The organism is Glycomyces buryatensis (assembly GCF_004912275.1).
Classification (GTDB): Bacteria; Actinomycetota; Actinomycetes; order Mycobacteriales; family Micromonosporaceae; genus Glycomyces; species Glycomyces buryatensis.
The window spans coordinates 50,213-67,555 of record NZ_STGY01000066.1; the positions used below are offsets into that span (position 1 = coordinate 50,213).

Below are 17,343 nucleotides of genomic sequence, written 5' to 3' on the forward strand. Positions count from 1 at the left end.
TGCCCCGAGACGTGTCCGGTCCGCGCCTGCCGTAATTGCGTTGGCGCCCGAGGCGGATGCTCAAGTATTCTTAGCGATCGTCATGCCCGAGAGCACCTCGAACACCCGGACCAGCCTGCGCGAGCGCGTATCCGCCCTGCGCACGGCCGATCAGCGTGCACTGCGCCGCAAGCTTCGCGAGGCCCGCGAGGCCGATGGACCGGCCCGCGCCGCGGCCTTCGCCGCGCTCGAAACCGACGTGGAGGCGAAGGAGCAGGCTCTGAAGGCCCGCGCCGCCCGCCTCCCGAAGATCGTCTATCCCGAGGAACTGCCCGTCTCGCAGCGGCGCGAGGACCTGCTCGAGGCGATCCGCGACAACCAGGTCGTCATCATCGCGGGGGAGACCGGCTCGGGCAAGACCACGCAGATTCCAAAGATCTGCCTCGAGCTCGGCCGGGGCGTGCGGGGCATGATCGGGCATACCCAGCCCCGCCGCATCGCCGCCCGCGCCGTGGCGGAGCGCATTGCCGAGGAGCTCGGTTCCCCGCTGGGCGAGGCCGTCGGCTGGAAGGTCCGCTTCACCGACCAGGTCTCCGACGCGAGCTTCATCAAGGTCATGACCGACGGCATCCTGCTCACCGAGATCCAGCGCGACCGGCTCTTGAGCGCCTACGACACGATCATCATCGACGAGGCCCACGAGCGCAGCCTCAATATCGACTTCATCCTCGGCTGCCTGCGGCAGATCCTCTCCAAGCGGCCCGACCTGAAGGTCATCGTCACCTCCGCGACCATCGACCCCGAGCGGTTCGCGAAGCACTTCGCTGGAAGCGAAAAGGGGCTCAGTGCTGGAGGCGAAAAGAAGGGGCTCAGTGCCGGAGGCGAAAAGCAGGGGCAGAGCGGTACGGATGGGGACCCGGCGCCGATCATCGAGGTCTCCGGCCGCACCTACCCCGTCGAAGTTCGCTACCGGCCCCTGTTGGAGGACGAGGTCCAGCGCGACCAGACCGACGGCATCTTGGAGGCCGTCAGCGAGCTCGGCCGCGTCGGCGACGGCGACATCCTCGTCTTCCTCTCCGGCGAGCAGGAGATTCGCGACACCGCCGACGCCCTGGAGAAGGCGAAGCTCCGGCACACCGAGATCGTCCCGCTCTACGCCCGGCTCTCCGCCGCCGAGCAGCACCGCGTGTTCTCCTCCCACACCGGCAGGCGCATCGTCTTGGCCACCAACGTCGCCGAGACGTCCCTGACGGTGCCCGGCATCCGCTACGTCATCGACGCCGGCAACGCCCGCATCTCCCGCTACTCGGCCCGCACCAAGGTCCAGCGCCTCCCGATCGAGCGGATCAGCCAGGCCAGCGCCAACCAGCGGGCCGGGCGCTGCGGCCGTGTCGCCGAGGGCGTCTGCATCCGCCTCTACTCCGAAGAGGACTACCTTTCCCGGCCGGAGTTCACCGACGCCGAGATCCTGCGCACCAACCTCGCCAGCGTCATCCTCCAGATGACCGCCGCGAAGCTCGGCAAGGTCGAATCGTTCCCGTTCGTGGACGCCCCGGACCAGCGCAATATCAAGGACGGCACGGACCTGCTGGTCGAGATCGGCGCGCTGGAAGACATTCGAAGCGGCGAGCGGCGCCTCACCCAGACCGGCCGCGACCTGGCGCGGTTGCCGATCGACCCGCGCCTGGCGCGAATGATCCTCCAGGCTCGCGAGGAGGGCTGCGTCTACGAGGTCGCAGTCATCACCGCGGCCCTGTCCATTCAGGACCCGCGCGAGCGTCCGGCCGACAAGAAGGCCCAGTCCGACCAGGCCCACGCCCGCTTCAACGACCCCGAATCGGACTTCTCCGCCTACCTCAACCTGTGGAAGTACCTCGACGACGAGCGGCGCTCCCGCTCCTCGAGCGCCTTCCGCCGCATGTGCAAACAGGAATACCTGCACTACCTGCGCATCCGCGAGTGGCAGGACCTGGTGCGCCAGATCCTCTCCGTGCTCAAGAGCCTGAAGATCCCCACACATCCGACCAACCCGGCCCCGGACACCAAGCGCATCCACACCGCGCTGCTGTCGGGGCTCCTGTCCCACATCGGTGTCAAAGAGGCCGACAAGCGCGAATACCTCGGCGGGCGAAACGCCAAGTTCGCGATCTTCCCCGGTTCGGGATTGTTCAAGAAGCAGCCGCGGTGGGTCGTCGCCGGGGAGCTGGTCGAGACCTCCCGCCTGTGGGGCCGCGTCTGCGCCAAGATCGAACCCGAATGGGTCGAACCGCTCGCCGAGCACCTCACCAAGCGCACCTACTCCGAACCCCATTGGTCCAAGAAGTCCGGCGCCGTCCTCGCCTTCGAGCGCGTCACGCTCTACGGCGTTCCGATCGTGCCGCGCCGCCAGGTCAATTTCGGCCGCATCGACCCGGCCGCCAGCCGCGAGCTGTTCATCCGCCACGCCCTCGTCCAGGGCGAGTGGGAGACCCACCACGCGTTCTTCCAGCGCAACCGCGACAAGATCGGCGAGGTCGAGGACCTGGAGAACCGGGTGCGGCAGCGCGGCCTGCTGGCCGACGAGCAGACCCTGTTCGACTTCTACGACGAGCGCCTGCCCGCCGACATCGTCTCCGGCCGCCACTTCGACTCCTGGTGGAAGAAGCAGCCGGACAAGCACCGGCTCGACTTCGACGAGGCACTGCTGCTGGGCGACCGCGCCGGCGACGTCGCCGCCGAGCACTACCCCGAGGTGTGGACGTCCGAGGGCGTCGACCTCGAACTCGACTACGAGTTCGAGCCGGGCAAGGCCAATGACGGCGTCACCGTCGGCGTCCCACTTCCGGCCCTCCAGCAGCTCGACCAGGACGCCTTCACCTGGCAGGTCCCGGGCCTGCGCGCCGAGTTCGCCGAGTCGCTGCTCAAGAGCCTCCCGAAGTCCCTGCGCCGCAACTTCGTGCCCGCGCCGGACTTCGCCCGGGCCGCCGTCGCCCGCATGTCACCCGAGGACGGGCGGCCGATGACGGCCGCGCTGGCGGAGACGCTGCGGACCATGACCGGCGTCCACGTCCCCGAGGACGCGTTCGACCTCACCAAGATTCCCGGCCACCTGCTCATCACCTTCCAGATCAAGGACGAGGACGGCTCGGTCCTGGCCCAGGGCAAGGAACTGGGGGCGCTCCAGCGGCAGCTGGCGCCGAAGGCCGCCGAGGCCGCGTCCGAGGCCGCCCCGGAACTCGAACGCACAGGACTGACCACTTGGGACTTCGGTGATCTGCCGAAGCTCCAGGAGACCCCGCGGCGCGGCTACACCGCGAAGGCATACCCGGCCCTGGTGGACGAGGGCACGACCGTCGGCATCAAGGCCTTCCCCGACCCCGCCTCCCAGGCGGCCGGCATGTGGGCCGGCACGCGCCGCCTCATCCGCCTGAACGTCCCCGACCCGCACCTCAAAGAGGCGCTGACGCGGAACGAGCAGCTCGCGCTGGCCACCGGGCCCTACGACAATGTCGGTGCGCTGCTTGACGACTGCATTCGGACCGTGCTCGACAAGGTCCTCATCGAAGGCGGCGGAACGGCCTGGGACCAGGCCGGCTTCGAGGCGCTGCTCAAACGCGCCCGTCCCGAGGTCGCGGGAGAGTCGGCCGCGGTGGCGCGCAAGGCCGCCGCGATCCTGACCGAGGCCCGGGCGGCCTCGCGCCTCCTCGAAGGCAAGTTCGACTTCTCGATGCTGCCGGCCATGAGCGACATGCGCGCCCAGCTCGACGGCCTCGTCGGCAATGACGGCTTCATCGGCGCGACCGGCTGGTGGCGCCTGGACGACCTGCACCGATACCTCAAGGGCATCGTCTACCGCGCGAAGCGCGTCGTGACCGACCCGGCGGGGGACAAGGCGAAGATGGACCTGGTGCGCGGCCTGGAGGCCGAACGCGACTCCCTCGCCCGCACCCGGCCCACGGCCCTGCGCTCGGGCGAGGGCCGCGAGCTGCGCTGGATGCTCGAGGAGCTGCGCATCAGCTTCTTCGCGCAGCAGCTCGGCACCCGCTACCAGGTGAGCGAGAAGCGGGTCCGCAGGCTCCTGCAGTCGCTGTAACGCACCTGCCCGGATGATCCGACACGAAATGCGGGCCCCGAGGCGCGCCGATCGCCCATAGGATCGACGCCAGGTCCGCCCCGCGCGCCGAGCTCATCCCAAAACCGATCGATCTTGTCGGACCGGCGTTGCATGATCGGAGAGGACCTATTTAGGAGGACCTCGTGTCGCAAGACAACGCCATCGAAACCGAGGGGCTGACGAAGCGCTTCGGCGACCTGGTCGCCGTCGACAACGTCGACCTGACCGCACGCACCGGTTCGGTGCTCGGTGTGCTCGGCCCCAATGGGGCTGGAAAGACCACCATCGTCAGGATGCTGGCCACCCTCTCCCAACCCACCGCGGGAACCGCCAGCGTCGGCGGCCACGACATCGTGCACGACGCCGCCCGGGTGCGTTCCCTCATCGGCCTCACCGGCCAGTTCGCGGGCGTGGACGAACTGCTCACCGGCGAGGAGAACCTGCTGTTCATCGGCCGCCTGCTCGGCGTTCCGCGCCGCGCCGCGCGCGAGCGGGCCCGCGAACTGCTGGCCCAGTTCGACCTCTCCGACGCCGGCGACAAGGCCGCGAAGGCCTACTCCGGCGGCATGCGGCGGCGCCTCGACCTCGCCGCGAGCCTCGTCGGCCGACCCAAGATCCTGTTCCTGGACGAACCGACGACGGGACTGGACCCCCGCGCCCGCGGCGAGCTGTGGGACCTGGTGCGCACCCTCGTGGCCGACGGAACCACCGTCCTGCTCACCACCCAGTACCTGGAGGAGGCCGACCAGCTGGCCGACGACATCGTTGTGATCGACCGCGGCAAGGTCATCGCCACCGGCACCCCCAACCAGCTCAAGTCCAAGATCGGCGGGCAGACCCTCCGCATCCAGCCCGAGGACCCCGCCCAGCTCGAGACCGTCAGCGGCCTCGTCGCCGCCCGCTTCCCCGAACTCGACCCGCTGGTCGAGGCGGGAGCGATCACCATCGGCGTCAACGATGACGGGGTCATGCCCTCCCTTGCCGCCGACCTGCGCGAACGGGGCATCACCCTCACCGACTTCCACCTCGGACTCTCCAGCCTGGACGAGGTCTTCCTGACTCTCACCGGGCACCGCGCCGAGACCGACGATGAAACCGACCCGACCGAGACCGAACCCGAGGTGTCACAATGACCGCCGCGACGATCGACATCGATATCGAGACCACCGGCCGCCCGAACCCGGTCGACACCGTCCGCCAGACGCTGAGTATGGCCTGGCGGCAGATGGTCCGCATCAAGCACAACCCGTTCGAGCTCGTCGACCTCTCGCTGAGCCCGATCATGTTCCTGCTGCTGTTCGTCTACGTCTTCGGCGGCCAGATGGCCGGCTCCACCTCGGACTATCTGCAGTACGTCCTCGGCGGGCTCATCGCCCAGAACGCGATCTTCCTGACCATGTACACCGGCACCGGCATCAATGCCGACCTGCGCAAGGGCGTCTACGACCGCTTCCGGTCGTTGCCGATCGCCCGCTCCGCGCCCCTGGCCGGAAAAATCTTCGCCGACATGTTCAAGCAGGTCTGGTCCATCGTGATCATGCTCGGGCTCGGCCTGCTCATGGGTTTCGAACTCCGCAGTGTCGCCGGGGCAGTCCTCGCGGCGGTCGTGCTCGTGTTCTTCGCGCTCGCGATCTCGTGGGTCTCGGTCCTCATGGGCGTGGTGGCGGACTCGGAGGAGAAGGTCCAGATCTACGCGTTCGTGATTATCATGCCGCTGACCTTCACCTCCAGCGCCTTCGTCGACATCAACACGATGCCGGGCTTCATGCAGGCCTGGGCCAAGGTCAACCCGGTCACGCACCTGGCCGACGTCATGAGGGGCCTGCTCTCCAACGGCCCGATCGCCTCCCCGCTCATGTGGACGGCGGTCTGGGCGGCGGCGATCCTGGTGGTCACCGCCCCGGTGGCGATGGCCGCCTACAAGAGGAAAATGGTCTGACCCTCAACACGCCGATCATGACGCTTGGCGTTAATAACGTCATGCGTTATTGACAGCACAGCATTATCGTCCACGGCAAGCGACGCATCAGTGCCGACACCGCGCTGCGTCTAGCACGGTATTTCGGAACATCCGATCGGTTCTGGACGAACCTCCAGAACCGCTACGACCTTGAAATCGAACGAGACCGGCTCGCTGGATAGCTACGGCGGATCAAGCCCTACGCTGCTGCCTAGCCGAAATTGATTCGGAGGGAACAATTCATGCCCCGCAAGGACGAAATCCCAGGCGCCGCAGTTCCAATACCCTGGAGTGAGGCGCGCAAAGCAATGCTGGAAGCGGTGGGGCGCTACGAGGAAGGGACCGAGCGTCCCTGGACGATGCCCAGATCCTTCGGAAAGCCGCCTGAACCGATCTCCGCTTGTACCGCAGAATCGCTGGAGATCGCGGAGGGCTTGGACTACAGGTAGCCCTCCGCGATCGTCGATCAGACGCGGGCCGGTTCGAGCGTCTTGAGCGGGGCCAGCGGGGCGGCCGGGGTCTTCGGCCGATTGCCGAGCTGGCTGATGATCATGGCGCCCAGGGCCACCGCGAAGCCCGCGGTCTGCCAGGCCGTGAAGGTCTGACCCAGGACCAGCCAGCCGAGGAAGGCGGCGGTCAAGGGGGAGAACAGACCCAGGAAGCTCATCGGGACCACTGAAAGCCGCCCGATGCCGCGGAACCACAGCCAGTAGCCCAGCGCGGTGTTGATCAGGCCGAGGTAGGCGTAGCCGACCAGGTTCTGCCCCGTCAGGTTCGGGATCGCCCTTTCGACCGCGAAGGCCACGGGGACGAGCAGCAGGCCGCCCGCGGTCAACTGCCAACCGGCCAGCGCGGCCGGTCCGGCATTGTCGGGTTTGCCCCAGCGCTTGGTGAGGACCACGGCGACGGCCATCGAGATCGCGCCGCCGACGCCCGCGAGGACGCCGATCAGGTCGAGCCGCGCCTCGGCGGTGAGGGCGACCATCGCCACCCCCGCGACGCCGGCGAAGCCGAGCAGCCAGTTCCGCAGCCGGACCTTCGCCCTGAGGATGACGATGCTCGCGGCGGTCGTGGCCAGGGGCCCGATCGCGGCCGCGACGGCGGCGACGCCACCGGGGAGGCGGTAGGTGGCGATGAACAGCAGCGCGAAGAACACGGCGATGTTCAAGGTGCCGATCACCGCCGACTTCCACCACCAGGATCCTCTTGGGAGCCTTCGTGACAGGAGGATCAGGAGGAGGCCTGCGGGGAGGGCTCGGAGCAGGGCGGTGAGGAAGGGGCGGTCCGCCGGGAGGAACTCGGTGGTCACGAGGTAGGTGGTGCCCCACATGACCGGTGCGAGGGCGGTCAGCAGGATGTCCTTGGTGCTGCGGTTCATCGGGGGCTCCTTGAAGTTCCTTGAAGTAGCTTGTATAAAAGTAGCTTAGATTCAAGCTAGTATTGGTCAAGATTCTTGAGGTTGAGTTAGATCACTCCGAGGTACCTCCTCGGTGTTCGGGCAGGTGGGACAGAATGTCAGCTATGAATGAGGACGCCGTGGACCGCATCGTCGCGCAGTGGCGCCGGGAGATGCCCGACCTCGAACTCGACGCGATGGCCGCCTTCGGGCGCATCCACCGCGTCTCGAGAAAGGTCGGCGACCGCAACCACGCGGCGTTCGCCGAGTTCGGCATCGGGCGCAACGAGTTCGACGTCCTCGCCAGTCTGCGTCGTTCCGGCGAGCCGTTCACGCTCTCGCCCAAGCAGATCGGCGCGAGTCTCATGCTCAGCTCCGGCGGACTCACCGGGCGGCTCGACAAGCTCGAATCGGCAGGGTTCGTCGAACGCCTTCCCGATCCCAGCGATCGCAGGGGACTGAAGATCCGGCTCACGGAAGCGGGACGCGAAGCCGTCGAAGGTGCGCTGCGGGCCGAACTGGTGATCTTGGAGGATGCGCTCTCGGAACTCGATGCCAAGGAGCGCAAGGATCTCGGCGCTCTCCTGCGGAAGCTCCACGCCGGATTCGAGGATCAGCCGTTCGGCTAGTCGGGTTTCAGCTTTTCGCGGACCCCACCGTTTTGCGTCGCGCCCATATACTGGGGTGCGGAACCCAAATCACAAGACACCTCAGCGGTCCTACCCGCTTGGGAGTTCATTAGGACAGTCCTACTCGGACAAAACGCGCATGGCCCTAGCCGCGCATTCCCATTCACTGCCAGGGCTCATGCCACGCACCTATCTGCTGTAAAGCGAGGGACAGGCTATGACCGAGAACCGAGGCCGTACGGCCTTCGATCCAGTCCTGTACTGGAACGATACGCTATTGGAAACCTATAGGGAAGTGGGTGGAGCGCCAGGTCCGCTCGCCCGGTCCGGGGCAATGCTCCATGCGGCCCAATGGGACGCACTCGTATCGGTCTCCCGCAAGGGAACCCCCTACCAGTCGCAGACTCCCGAGCTGCCCGACGACGAGAACCCGCCGGCCCTCGAAGCGGCCCTGAGCTACGCCGCCTATGAGGTCCTTCGCTCCGTCTACTCCGGACGCGACTACGGCACCGCGCTCGACGAGGCCGTCTCCCGGTTCAAGGGCGAGTACACCCCGATCCAGCTCATCCGGGGCGCCCGCATCGGCGAGGCCGTCGCCGAGGCGATCGTGGCGGCCCGCGCATCAGACGGCGCGAACGGCGACGACTCCTACGAGTCCGAACTCGTCCCCGGCGCCTGGCGCCCCACCGCCTCGGGCGCGGCCGCGACCCCGCAGTGGGGCAAGGTCGCCCCCTTCACGCTCAAGCACGGTGGCCAGTTCCGGCCCTCACCGCCGGACGACTGCCCCGACTACGCGCGACTGCTGGCGTCCCCGCTGTACGAGCGCCAGCTCGAAGAGGTCCGCGCCCTCGGCGAGAAGGACTCCCGCGCCCGCACCAGGGCAGAGACCCGGATCGGCTTCTTCTGGGCCAACGACCTCGACGGCACCTACAAGCCGCCCGGGCAGCTGTTCGACGCCACCAAGCGCCTGTCGATCGAGGCCGGCCTGGGCGTGGAGCAGAACGTCCGACTCTTCGGACTCCTCGGCCTGGCCTTGGCCGACGCGGGCATCGCCGCATGGGACTCCAAGTACCTCAGCAATATCGACCTGTGGCGTCCCGAGCAGGCCATCCGATACGCCGACCGCGACGGCCGGCCCGACACCAACCCCGACCACGGCTGGGTGCCGCTGTCGCAGGACCGCAAGGGCGAGCCGTTCTCCCCGAACTTCCCCGCCTACGTCTCCGGCCACGCCACGTTCGGCGGCGCCTGGGCGGCGGTGCTGCGCCTGTTCTTCGACGCCGACAACGTGCCCTTCACCGTCGGCACCGAGGACCCGCACTCAGGGAACGGCGAGACCCGCGACTTCGAGTCGTTCACCGCCGCAGCGGAAGAGAACGCCCGCAGCCGCGTCTTCCTCGGCGTCCACTACCAGTTCGACGGGGACGCCGGGAACAAGCTGGGCGCCCGGGTCGGCGAGCACGTCTTCGCCAACCACCTGCGCGCCTAGGAAAAAGGTACAGAGAGCGGCGGCGGGGGCCACTGGCCCCTGCCGCCGATACGTCCGCACCGCTCACTCGTCCGCCACCTTGCCCTCGATGGCCGCCCCCAGCGCCGCGCCGAGCCCGTCCAGGTCGGGGCGGGCGCCGTTCGCGAGCGGGCCGTGGAGCGCAGCTTGGAACGCCTTGCTGAACCCGGTGTACCGCTCGTACTCCGGACGAATGCCCGGCGTCCCCAACCGCTCATCGCCCTCCAGCGCCCTGAGCAGCTGCTCGGCCTCCAGCCTCGGCACGTCGTCCGCCCCGTCGGTGCAGATCTGGTTCGCCGGCAGGTCATTGCCGTGGCGTCGCTGGTAATCCTCGATGAAGGCGATGGAGTCGTAATACGACTCGGTGCGGACCGAGGCGAACCCGCCCGAGTCGAACAGCTGCTGCTGGCTCGAACCGCTCGTCAGGAAGTCGATGAGCGCCCGCGCGGTGTGCTTGCGCTCGGAGAACTCGCTGATGGCCAGGCTCTGCCCGCCGAGCACGCCGCCCGGCATCGGGACCACGCCGACCTGGAAGCCCTGGTCGCAGTTCTGGAGCTGCCGGAACGCCCGCGGCCAATGCCGCAGGAACGGCGTCCTGCCCTCCTGGAACGCCGCGAGCGAGGCGTCCTCCTGGCACTGGAGCGACGCCGGCAGGATGTCCGGGACGCGGCCGTCGCGCGACTCCAGCGAGCCGGAGAGCTCCTCGAGCAGCACCACGGCATCCGAACCCGGGCCGAAATCGATGGACCCGTCCTCCGGATCGGCATCGATGCCATTGGCCAGCAAGTACTCCCACACGTTGACCGTGAAGCCCTCATAGGACGCCAACTGCATCGCTATCCCGGCCTCGAACGGGGCATCGCCCTCGCCGAGGAACTCGCCCTGACCGTCCAGGACATCGGCGATGACGCTCCGCAGCGAGTCCCAACCGGTGATGGAACCGATCTGGTCGGGGGAGACGAAGAGCTCGCGGTAGTAGAGCATCCCGACATCGGCGTTGAACGGCAGTGCGTACACGTCGCCGTCGACGCGCCCGGCCGCGAACGGCCGATCGATGAACCCGCTGTCCTCGGCCTCCTCCAGCCGGTGCAGGTAGCCCTGCTTGGCGAACTCGGCGATCCACGGCAGATCGAGATTGACGATGTCGACGCCCGGATCCTCGGACTGGAGCGCCGCGTGCATCGCGCTGTACTGGAGATCGGCGACGCCCGGGAGCTCGATCAGCTGCGCCGTGTATTTGGGGTGCTCGGCGTTCCAGGCCTCGATGAGCAGCCGGCGCTGGCCGCCGGTGCTGTCGTCCCGGCCGCTGTAGACCTTGAGCGGGTCGTCCTCGGTGACCTCCCATTCGTCGTCGCCGAACGGGACGCACCCGCCGGTCGCGGACAGGAACCCGGCCCCGGCGCCGCCGAGCAGCAGTCGCCGACGGGACGGTCCGGGCCGGAGCAGCGGGTGGTTCTCCTTGCGGCTCATCTCAACTCCAAAGCCGGTGGAAGAGGCTGTCGAATGTCGACCTGATCTGGTCCTCGTCCGCTTCCAGGCAGGTGATGCGCGAGTCCGCGGTCATCTCGGTGAACTGCTTGGACCGGCAGGAGGCCTCGCCGACGGCGATGACGTAGACCGAGACCTCGGAGTTGGCCACGTAGTCGCCGACCTCCGCCGCGCTGGTCGAGGAGGAGTCCTCGTCGGCGCCGTCGGTGAGCACCACCATCGCCTTCACGTCGTCCTCCTCCGAGGCGGCCTCGACCGCGTCGACGCCGTCCACGATCGTTCGGTTGAGGTCGATGCCGGTGACCGCTGGCCGTTCGTAGAGGAGGTCGGCGTCGTCCGGGCTGCGTCCCTCCGCGATGCCGAGCACCTCCACATAGGTGTCCCCGCCCTCGGCCGGGAACGTCCACATGCCGGCGCGGTCCTTGGGATCGAGGCGGCCCAGCGCCGTCCGGACCCCTTCGACGGCCAGGTCGAAGCGGCTGCGCTCCTGGCCGTCCACGACGTCCATCGACTGCGAGTGGTCGATGGCGAGCAGGACATTGGTCGGGACGCGGTTGTCGCCGTACTGCTCGAGCAGCGCGTCGGGCTCATCGGTCGCGAGCGGTTCGGTGTCGTCCTCGAACTCCAGGTCGAACTCGATGTCGCCGCCGAGCACACCGCCGTTGTGCTCATTGCCGCGGATGCCGAAGGCCTCCAGCGGAGAGGTTTCGTCCCCGGCCAGCCAGGTCGACAACGCGTCGGCGACCTCGGCGCGTTCCGCTTCCCCCGGATCGCCCCAGCCGGGCCGGACGGCCTGGTAGTCCAGGCCGCCGGCGCCTTGGAGGTAGACCGGCGACAGCGCCGCGCGGCCCGTGTCCTCGAGCGGGCAGTTCGCTCCGAGGGGCTCGCCCCGGTTGTAGCTGGACAGCGCCCGCTCGGTGGTGATCAGGGCCGCCTCCGGTTCGCGAAGGGCCATGTCGCACATCAGATCGGTGTCCGAGCCGGGAATGGCGAGCCCGGTCTGCGCCACCGAGCTGGCCAGGAGTTTCTCCACCTCGGTGCCGCTGGTCGTCGCGCGTTCGTCATAGAGCGACCGCAATGCGGTCAGGGCGGTGTAGGAGACCGTCGGGTCCGACCTGAGCATTCCCAGCTCATCGCGCAGCTCCCGCGCGAGGTCGCCCAACGGCAGGACCGACCGCTGCTCATCCTCGTATTCGGACTCGAAGACCGGGCCCGGCACGGCCATGACCAGCGGCGTCCATCCGAGCGGCCGCGACGAGTCGGGCTCGATGACCCGGTCGCCGCCCGCGGCGACCATGGCCTGGCCCGCGAGTTCGACCTGGGTCTGGGACTCGGCCACCCACAGGTCGGGCTCGGGTCCGACATCGCGGAGCGGGTCGAAGTCCGCCGGGCCCTCGTCCGAATCGACCGGCGCCCAACCGGCCTCGAAGGCCTTCCACACCTGGGGCCAGGGCGCGGAATAGGTGGTGATATTGGCTCGCCTGCAATCGGAGCCTGTGGTGTCGGAGCCGTTGAAGTCGGCGATGGCCTGCTCGAACCCGTACGCGCCGTCCTCAGGGACCAGGACGGTGAGTTCAATCGGGTCCTGGCAGTCCGGCGTGCGGTCGACCCAGTGGAAGACCGGCACGGACGCGGCGGTGACGACCAGGATCGGGACGAGCACGGCGGCGATCCGGCGCATCCGCGTCCTGCGGTCGGTGGTCCGCGAGGGCCGGAGCTGGTACAGGAGCCAGCCGGCGAAGCCGAGGGCGATCACGATCGCCGCGGCGAACGCCGCAGTCCGGACGGCTCCGGTGGCGATCTCGCCGATCGCGGCCAGCGCCGCGCAGAGGAAGCCGGCCGCGGCGGTGAGGATGCTCAGGGCGCGGTTGCTGACTCCTTGGAGCTCACGCGGACCGGCGGCTTCGGGGGCAGCGGGCGATGCGGGTGGCTCGGGTTCCTCGGGCGCGTCGGTGGACAATGGTGCCTCCGAACAGGGGTGGCGGCGGTGCCGTTCGAATCGTCGGGACATCGAACGAATTCATTATGCCGCAAGTCGGCCCGCGCCGGGTCCGTCCATTTCGGTCTATCGGGGCGGAATGCTCAGAGTCCTTGGGTGAGATCGATGTTGTAGTCGAAGACGTCGTAGATGATGACCGGCGCCCACGGTGCTTGGTCGAAGGCGGGATTGCCCATGCGGCTCTGCTCGGCCGAGGCCGGGCTCGGTGCCGGCGGCTCGGGGATCGGCGCGGGCGGGGGAGGAGGCGCCAGGAGGCGGCTTCGCTGGAGCGCCGTCTCCATGGTGGCGGCGCTGAAGGGATTGTGGTCCTTCGCCTCCTGCTCCGAGACGTGGCCCAGGGCCACCTCGTTGCAGAGCCGGGCGACCTCGGCGAGGTCCCGGGTCTGGGTGCGGGCCCACCAGTAGTCGACGGGGTCGCCGTGGCCTGGGACGACGATGGTCGGCTTCCAGCTCAGCAGGTATTCGACGTTCTGCGGCCAGTGGTAGGGAAACGCGGCGTCGTAGTTCGGCGGCGCGCCGTTCTCCAACAGGTCGCCCGCGAACAGCACGCCCGCGTCAGGGATCTCCACGACCATGTCGTTGTCGCTGTGCGCCAGGCCGACCTGGCGCAGCACCACGGTGCGCCCGCCGAGGTTCAGGCCGATCGCGCCGCGCACGGCGCAGTTGGGCGGCACCAGGCGGGAGCGCCCGATGCGCCGCGCGGCCTCCTCGCGGCGGTCCCGCCGGTACTTCGCGGCCCATTTCTTGCGCTGGTCGTCCCCGATGGCGAGGTAGTTGGCCCCATCGGCCACCGCCCAGATCGCCGACTCCCCGAACGCCTGCGTCCCGAACCAGTGGTCGAAGTGATCGTGCGTGTAGGCGATCTGCCACGGTTTGTCGGTCAGTTCGCGGATCGCGGTGGCGAATTCGAAGCCGTGGTCGGCGTCCACGCCCGTGTCGATGACCAGGCAGCCGTCGTCGCCGACGACCAGACCCAGCGAGAGGTCCAATTCCTCGCAGCGGCGCACCCACACCCGCTCCGCCACTTCAAGCCACCGATCGCCCATGCCGCAATGGTATGCGGTCGCGGACAGGCTCCTCCGGGAGCGATGGCCCTCGTGGAGAACGGTATATCCTATAGGAAACGGGCCAAAACGGGGGCGACGGACCTCGCTTCGGGGGAGGGTCGTGTCGACCAGGCGTTCGAGACCTTCTACCGTCGCATGGTGAGTTTCATTCCGGCGCTTAGCAGGCGGGTATGTCCCCGTTTGTCAGCCAGATAGGACACAGTTCCATTACGGAATGTGAAACTTATTGAGAATTTGGCTCGTGTAAGTTTCGGGGTGAAATGTCGCCCCGCCCCGCGTACGAAGGAGTACCTCCCCCATGCACCTCAGTCGCCGCGGCCTGCTGTCTGGATCGGCAGGTGTCGCAGCCGTCTCGCTGGCCGGATGCTCGGCGGGCGAGGATTCGGTCCAGCTCTCCGGCTTCACCGGGATCGCCATGCCCGCCACCGACTCCGACCGCTGGGTCATCGAGGGCGAGGTGATGGAGCAGCTGCTCAAGGACAAGGGCTACCAGACGGTCCTGGAATACGCCGAGAACAATGCCGATGACCAGATCGCACAGATCCAGTCGATGGTCGATCAGGGCGCCGAGTTCCTCATCATCGGCGCCGTCGACAACACCTCGCTCGGCCAAGTCCTGCTCCAGGCCAAGAACCAGGGCGTCTACATCATCGCCTACGACCGCCTGATCCTGGAAACCCCCGACGTCGACTACTACGCCTCGTTCGACAACAACCAGGTCGGCGTGCTCCAAGCCGAGCACATCATCAAGAAGCTCGACCTGGAGAACCAGGACGGCCCGTTCAATATCGAGCTGTTCTCCGGCTCCCTGACCGACTCCAACTCCGAGTACTTCTTCCAGGGCGGCCTCGACACCCTGGAGCGCTACATCTACGAGGACAAGATCCGGATCCTCTCGGGCCAGACCGAGCAGGACGTCACCGCGACCAAGGACTGGAACGGCGTCGTCGCCATGGATCGCATGACCGAGCTGCTGGAGACGTACTACGAGGACGACCCCCTCCACGCCGTCCTCTCGCCGTACGACGGCATCAGCCGCGGTATTGTCGCGGCCCTCAAAGAAGGCGGTTACAACCCCGGCGCCGACGACTTCCCGATCGTGACCGGCCAGGACGCCGAGGCCCGCTCCGTCAGGGCCATCAAGGAAGGGAACGGTCAGACCCAGACCGTCTTCAAGGACACCCGCGACCTCGCCGACATCGCTGTTTCGATGGTCGAGGCGATCGTCGCCGGCCGCACCCCCGAGGTCAACGACCTGGGCACCTATGAGAACGGCTTCAAGCACGTGCCCGCGTACCTGCTCGAACCCGTCAACGTGGACGCGTCCAACTACGTGGAGATCCTGATCGACAGCGAGTACTTGACCGCGGAGGAGATCGACAACGCCGAAGAAGACCTGGAGTTCTAGCCCGCGGAATAAAATCTGAAGCAGCATCCGCCGAGGTGTCGATTCGCCGCCGCCCAGATCGACGTATGGGTAGCCAGTCGCCTTCACGGCAGTCAGCTTCGCCGTGAAGGCCGAATACGAACTCGAAGGAGCAAGACCATGCGCTACCTCATCAACGTCGTCCACGACGGCCCCATCGACCCCGACACCGTCAAACCCGAGACGTTCGAGGCGATGGGCGGCTTCGTCGCCAAGCTCGCCGCCGACGGCATCCTGGTCGACGCCGCCGGCCTCGAACCCGTCGAACAGGCCACCCGCGTCGACCTGCACGACGGCCAGATCAAACTCCTCGACGGCCCCTTCGCCGAGGCCAAGGAGTGGATCGGCGGCTACTTCATCATCCAGGTGCGGGACCAGGACGAGGCCGTCGAGTACGCCCGTCAGTCGGTTGAAATCCACCGCGTGCACGCACCCGGCATGAACGTGATCCACGAAGTCCGTCGGATCGTCGACGAAGAATAGAGAGCGGCGGTCTCATTGAGTGGGCCCGACACCGTCCGCAGGACGGTCGACACGGTGTGGCGGATGGAGTCCGCCAAGATCATCGCCGTGCTCGCCCGGACCGTGAACGACGTCGGGCTCGCCGAAGAACTCGCCTCCGACGCCGCGGTGGCGGCCCTGGAACAGTGGCCCGTCGACGGCGTCCCCGACCGGCCCGCCGCCTGGCTCATGGTGACCGGCAAGCGCCGCGCCGTCGACCGAATCCGGCGCGACCAGAACCTCAAGACCAAGTACCAGCACCTCGCCGGCCGCCTCGAGGCCTCCGGCATGGCCGTGGACCCCATCGCCGAAGCAGAGGCCGAACTCGACGACGACATCGGCGACGAACTCCTGCGCGTCATCTTCTGCGCCTGCCACCCCGTCCTGTCGCCCGAGGCCCGCGCCGCCCTCACCCTCAAGGCCGCCGCCGGACTCTCTACCGCCGAGATCGCCCGCGCCTACCTCACCAGCGAATCCACTGTCGCCCAAAGGATCGTGCGCGCCAAACGCAAACTCGAATCCGCCGGCGTCACCTTCGAAGCCCCGGGTCAGGGCGAGTTCGCAGTCCGCCTGGACGCCGTCCTCGAAGTCGTCTACCTGATCTTCAACGAGGGCTACACCGCCACCGGCGGACACGACCTGATGCGCCCGGAACTGTGCCAGGACGCCCAACGCCTCGCCCAACGACTCACCGCCCTCGTACCCGACCAGCCCGAAGTCCTCGGCCTGGCCGCCCTGCTCGACTTCCAGGCCTCCCGCACCCGCACCCGCGTCGACTCCGACGGCGAACTCGTCCCGCTGCCCGAGCAGGATCGGTCCAAATGGGACCGCCTGCTCATCCGCCGCGGCCTCGCCGCCCTGCACCAGGCCAGCGCCTGGGGCGACGACGCCGGGCCCTACCGGCTCCAGGCCGCCATCGCCGCCTGCCACGCCCGCGCCGCCCGGCCCGGCGAGACCGACTGGGTCCGCATCGCCGGGCTCTACTCGCGGCTGCTGAACGTCCAGCCCTCCCCGGTCGTCGCCCTCAACCGCGCCGTCGCCTTTGGAGAGGCCTTCGGCCCCCAGTCCGGATTGGACCGCGTGGACGAGATCGCCGACCTGCCCGCCCTGGCCGGCTACCATCTGGTGCCGGCAGTGCGGGGCGAGATGCTCGAACGCTTGGGGCACAAGGAGAGTGCGCTGGCCGAGTTCGAACGGGCGGCTTCCCTGGCCTACAATGAACGCGAGCGGGCGAGGCTGACGCAGCGCGCCGCGGACCTCAGGAACACCATCTGATTCCTTGCGCCCCAGCAAATCGT

The 17,343-nt window shown here is 68.1% G+C and carries 12 protein-coding genes and 1 pseudogene; 9 read left to right on the forward strand and 4 right to left on the reverse strand.

What is annotated here, in order from left to right:
• Window positions 1-82: 82 nt before the first annotated feature.
• The 4 genes and pseudogenes from hrpA to FAB82_RS28645 form a co-directional block, all read left to right on the forward strand.
• On the forward strand, window positions 83-4,051 hold the full coding sequence (hrpA, locus tag FAB82_RS17755) for an ATP-dependent RNA helicase HrpA (RefSeq protein ID WP_136535880.1): 3,969 nt from the start codon (window positions 83-85) through the stop codon (window positions 4,049-4,051).
• A 164-nt stretch (window positions 4,052-4,215) separates the two neighbouring features.
• Complete coding sequence (locus tag FAB82_RS17760; RefSeq protein WP_136535881.1) at window positions 4,216-5,205, forward strand: ATP-binding cassette domain-containing protein; 990 nt, start codon at window positions 4,216-4,218, stop codon at window positions 5,203-5,205.
• Window positions 5,202-6,011, forward strand: a complete 810-nt coding sequence (locus FAB82_RS17765) for an ABC transporter permease (RefSeq protein WP_136535882.1) — start codon at window positions 5,202-5,204, stop codon at window positions 6,009-6,011. The genes FAB82_RS17760 and FAB82_RS17765 overlap by 4 nt, the downstream gene beginning before the upstream one ends.
• A 65-nt stretch (window positions 6,012-6,076) precedes the next feature.
• Window positions 6,077-6,214, forward strand: a pseudogene (locus FAB82_RS28645) (HigA family addiction module antitoxin); the annotation flags it as partial.
• 284 nt (window positions 6,215-6,498) lie between these two features.
• On the opposite strand, the gene FAB82_RS17775 reads toward FAB82_RS28645, so the two are convergent.
• Window positions 6,499-7,410, reverse strand: coding sequence for an EamA family transporter (locus FAB82_RS17775; RefSeq protein WP_136535883.1), 912 nt, complete (start codon window positions 7,408-7,410; stop codon window positions 6,499-6,501).
• Between the two features lie 134 nt (window positions 7,411-7,544).
• On the opposite strand from FAB82_RS17775, the gene FAB82_RS17780 reads away from it, so the two are divergent.
• Together FAB82_RS17780 and FAB82_RS17785 are read left to right on the forward strand one after the other, a co-directional pair.
• Entirely contained in the window at window positions 7,545-8,057 is a 513-nt protein-coding gene (locus FAB82_RS17780; RefSeq protein WP_136535884.1) for a MarR family winged helix-turn-helix transcriptional regulator, read from the forward strand.
• A 217-nt stretch (window positions 8,058-8,274) separates the two neighbouring features.
• Entirely contained in the window at window positions 8,275-9,546 is a 1,272-nt protein-coding gene (locus FAB82_RS17785; RefSeq protein ID WP_136535885.1) for a vanadium-dependent haloperoxidase, read from the forward strand.
• A gap of 63 nt (window positions 9,547-9,609) precedes the next feature.
• Here the strand turns inward: FAB82_RS17785 and FAB82_RS17790 are convergent, their stop codons facing one another.
• From FAB82_RS17790 to FAB82_RS17800, 3 genes are all read right to left on the reverse strand, one after another.
• The gene (locus FAB82_RS17790) at window positions 9,610-11,034 is read right to left on the reverse strand and encodes an extracellular solute-binding protein (RefSeq protein ID WP_136535886.1); all 1,425 of its coding nucleotides are present in this window, start codon (window positions 11,032-11,034) and stop codon (window positions 9,610-9,612) included.
• Window position 11,035: 1 nt separating this feature from the next.
• A complete protein-coding gene (locus FAB82_RS17795; protein WP_168801659.1) occupies window positions 11,036-13,012 on the reverse strand; it encodes a vWA domain-containing protein in 1,977 nt (658 codons plus the stop codon).
• A gap of 122 nt (window positions 13,013-13,134) precedes the next feature.
• Complete coding sequence (locus tag FAB82_RS17800) at window positions 13,135-14,097, reverse strand: MBL fold metallo-hydrolase (RefSeq protein ID WP_136535888.1); 963 nt, start codon at window positions 14,095-14,097, stop codon at window positions 13,135-13,137.
• A gap of 319 nt (window positions 14,098-14,416) precedes the next feature.
• Between FAB82_RS17800 and FAB82_RS17805 the strand changes: the two genes are divergently transcribed.
• From FAB82_RS17805 to FAB82_RS17815, 3 genes are all read left to right on the forward strand, one after another.
• Entirely contained in the window at window positions 14,417-15,526 is a 1,110-nt protein-coding gene (locus FAB82_RS17805) for a substrate-binding domain-containing protein (protein WP_136535889.1), read from the forward strand.
• A 138-nt stretch (window positions 15,527-15,664) separates the two neighbouring features.
• Complete coding sequence (locus FAB82_RS17810; protein ID WP_136535890.1) at window positions 15,665-16,027, forward strand: YciI family protein; 363 nt, start codon at window positions 15,665-15,667, stop codon at window positions 16,025-16,027.
• 15 nt (window positions 16,028-16,042) lie between these two features.
• A complete protein-coding gene (locus FAB82_RS17815; protein ID WP_136535891.1) occupies window positions 16,043-17,320 on the forward strand; it encodes an RNA polymerase sigma factor in 1,278 nt (425 codons plus the stop codon).
• Window positions 17,321-17,343 lie beyond the last annotated feature (23 nt).

Excerpts from the sequence above, each read along its gene's own strand:
- FAB82_RS17785 (WP_136535885.1), top strand. The coding sequence starts at position 8,275 with ATGACCGAGAACCGAGGCCGTACGGCCTTCGATCCAGTCCTGTACTGG.
- hrpA (WP_136535880.1), top strand. The coding sequence starts at position 83 with ATGCCCGAGAGCACCTCGAACACCCGGACCAGCCTGCGCGAGCGCGTA.
- FAB82_RS17800 (WP_136535888.1), bottom strand. The coding sequence starts at position 14,097 with ATGGGCGATCGGTGGCTTGAAGTGGCGGAGCGGGTGTGGGTGCGCCGC.
- FAB82_RS17805 (WP_136535889.1), top strand. The coding sequence starts at position 14,417 with ATGCACCTCAGTCGCCGCGGCCTGCTGTCTGGATCGGCAGGTGTCGCA.
- FAB82_RS17775 (WP_136535883.1), bottom strand. The coding sequence starts at position 7,410 with ATGAACCGCAGCACCAAGGACATCCTGCTGACCGCCCTCGCACCGGTC.
- FAB82_RS17810 (WP_136535890.1), top strand. The coding sequence starts at position 15,665 with ATGCGCTACCTCATCAACGTCGTCCACGACGGCCCCATCGACCCCGAC.
- FAB82_RS17765 (WP_136535882.1), top strand. The coding sequence starts at position 5,202 with ATGACCGCCGCGACGATCGACATCGATATCGAGACCACCGGCCGCCCG.
- FAB82_RS17790 (WP_136535886.1), bottom strand. The coding sequence starts at position 11,034 with ATGAGCCGCAAGGAGAACCACCCGCTGCTCCGGCCCGGACCGTCCCGT.
- FAB82_RS17780 (WP_136535884.1), top strand. The coding sequence starts at position 7,545 with ATGTCAGCTATGAATGAGGACGCCGTGGACCGCATCGTCGCGCAGTGG.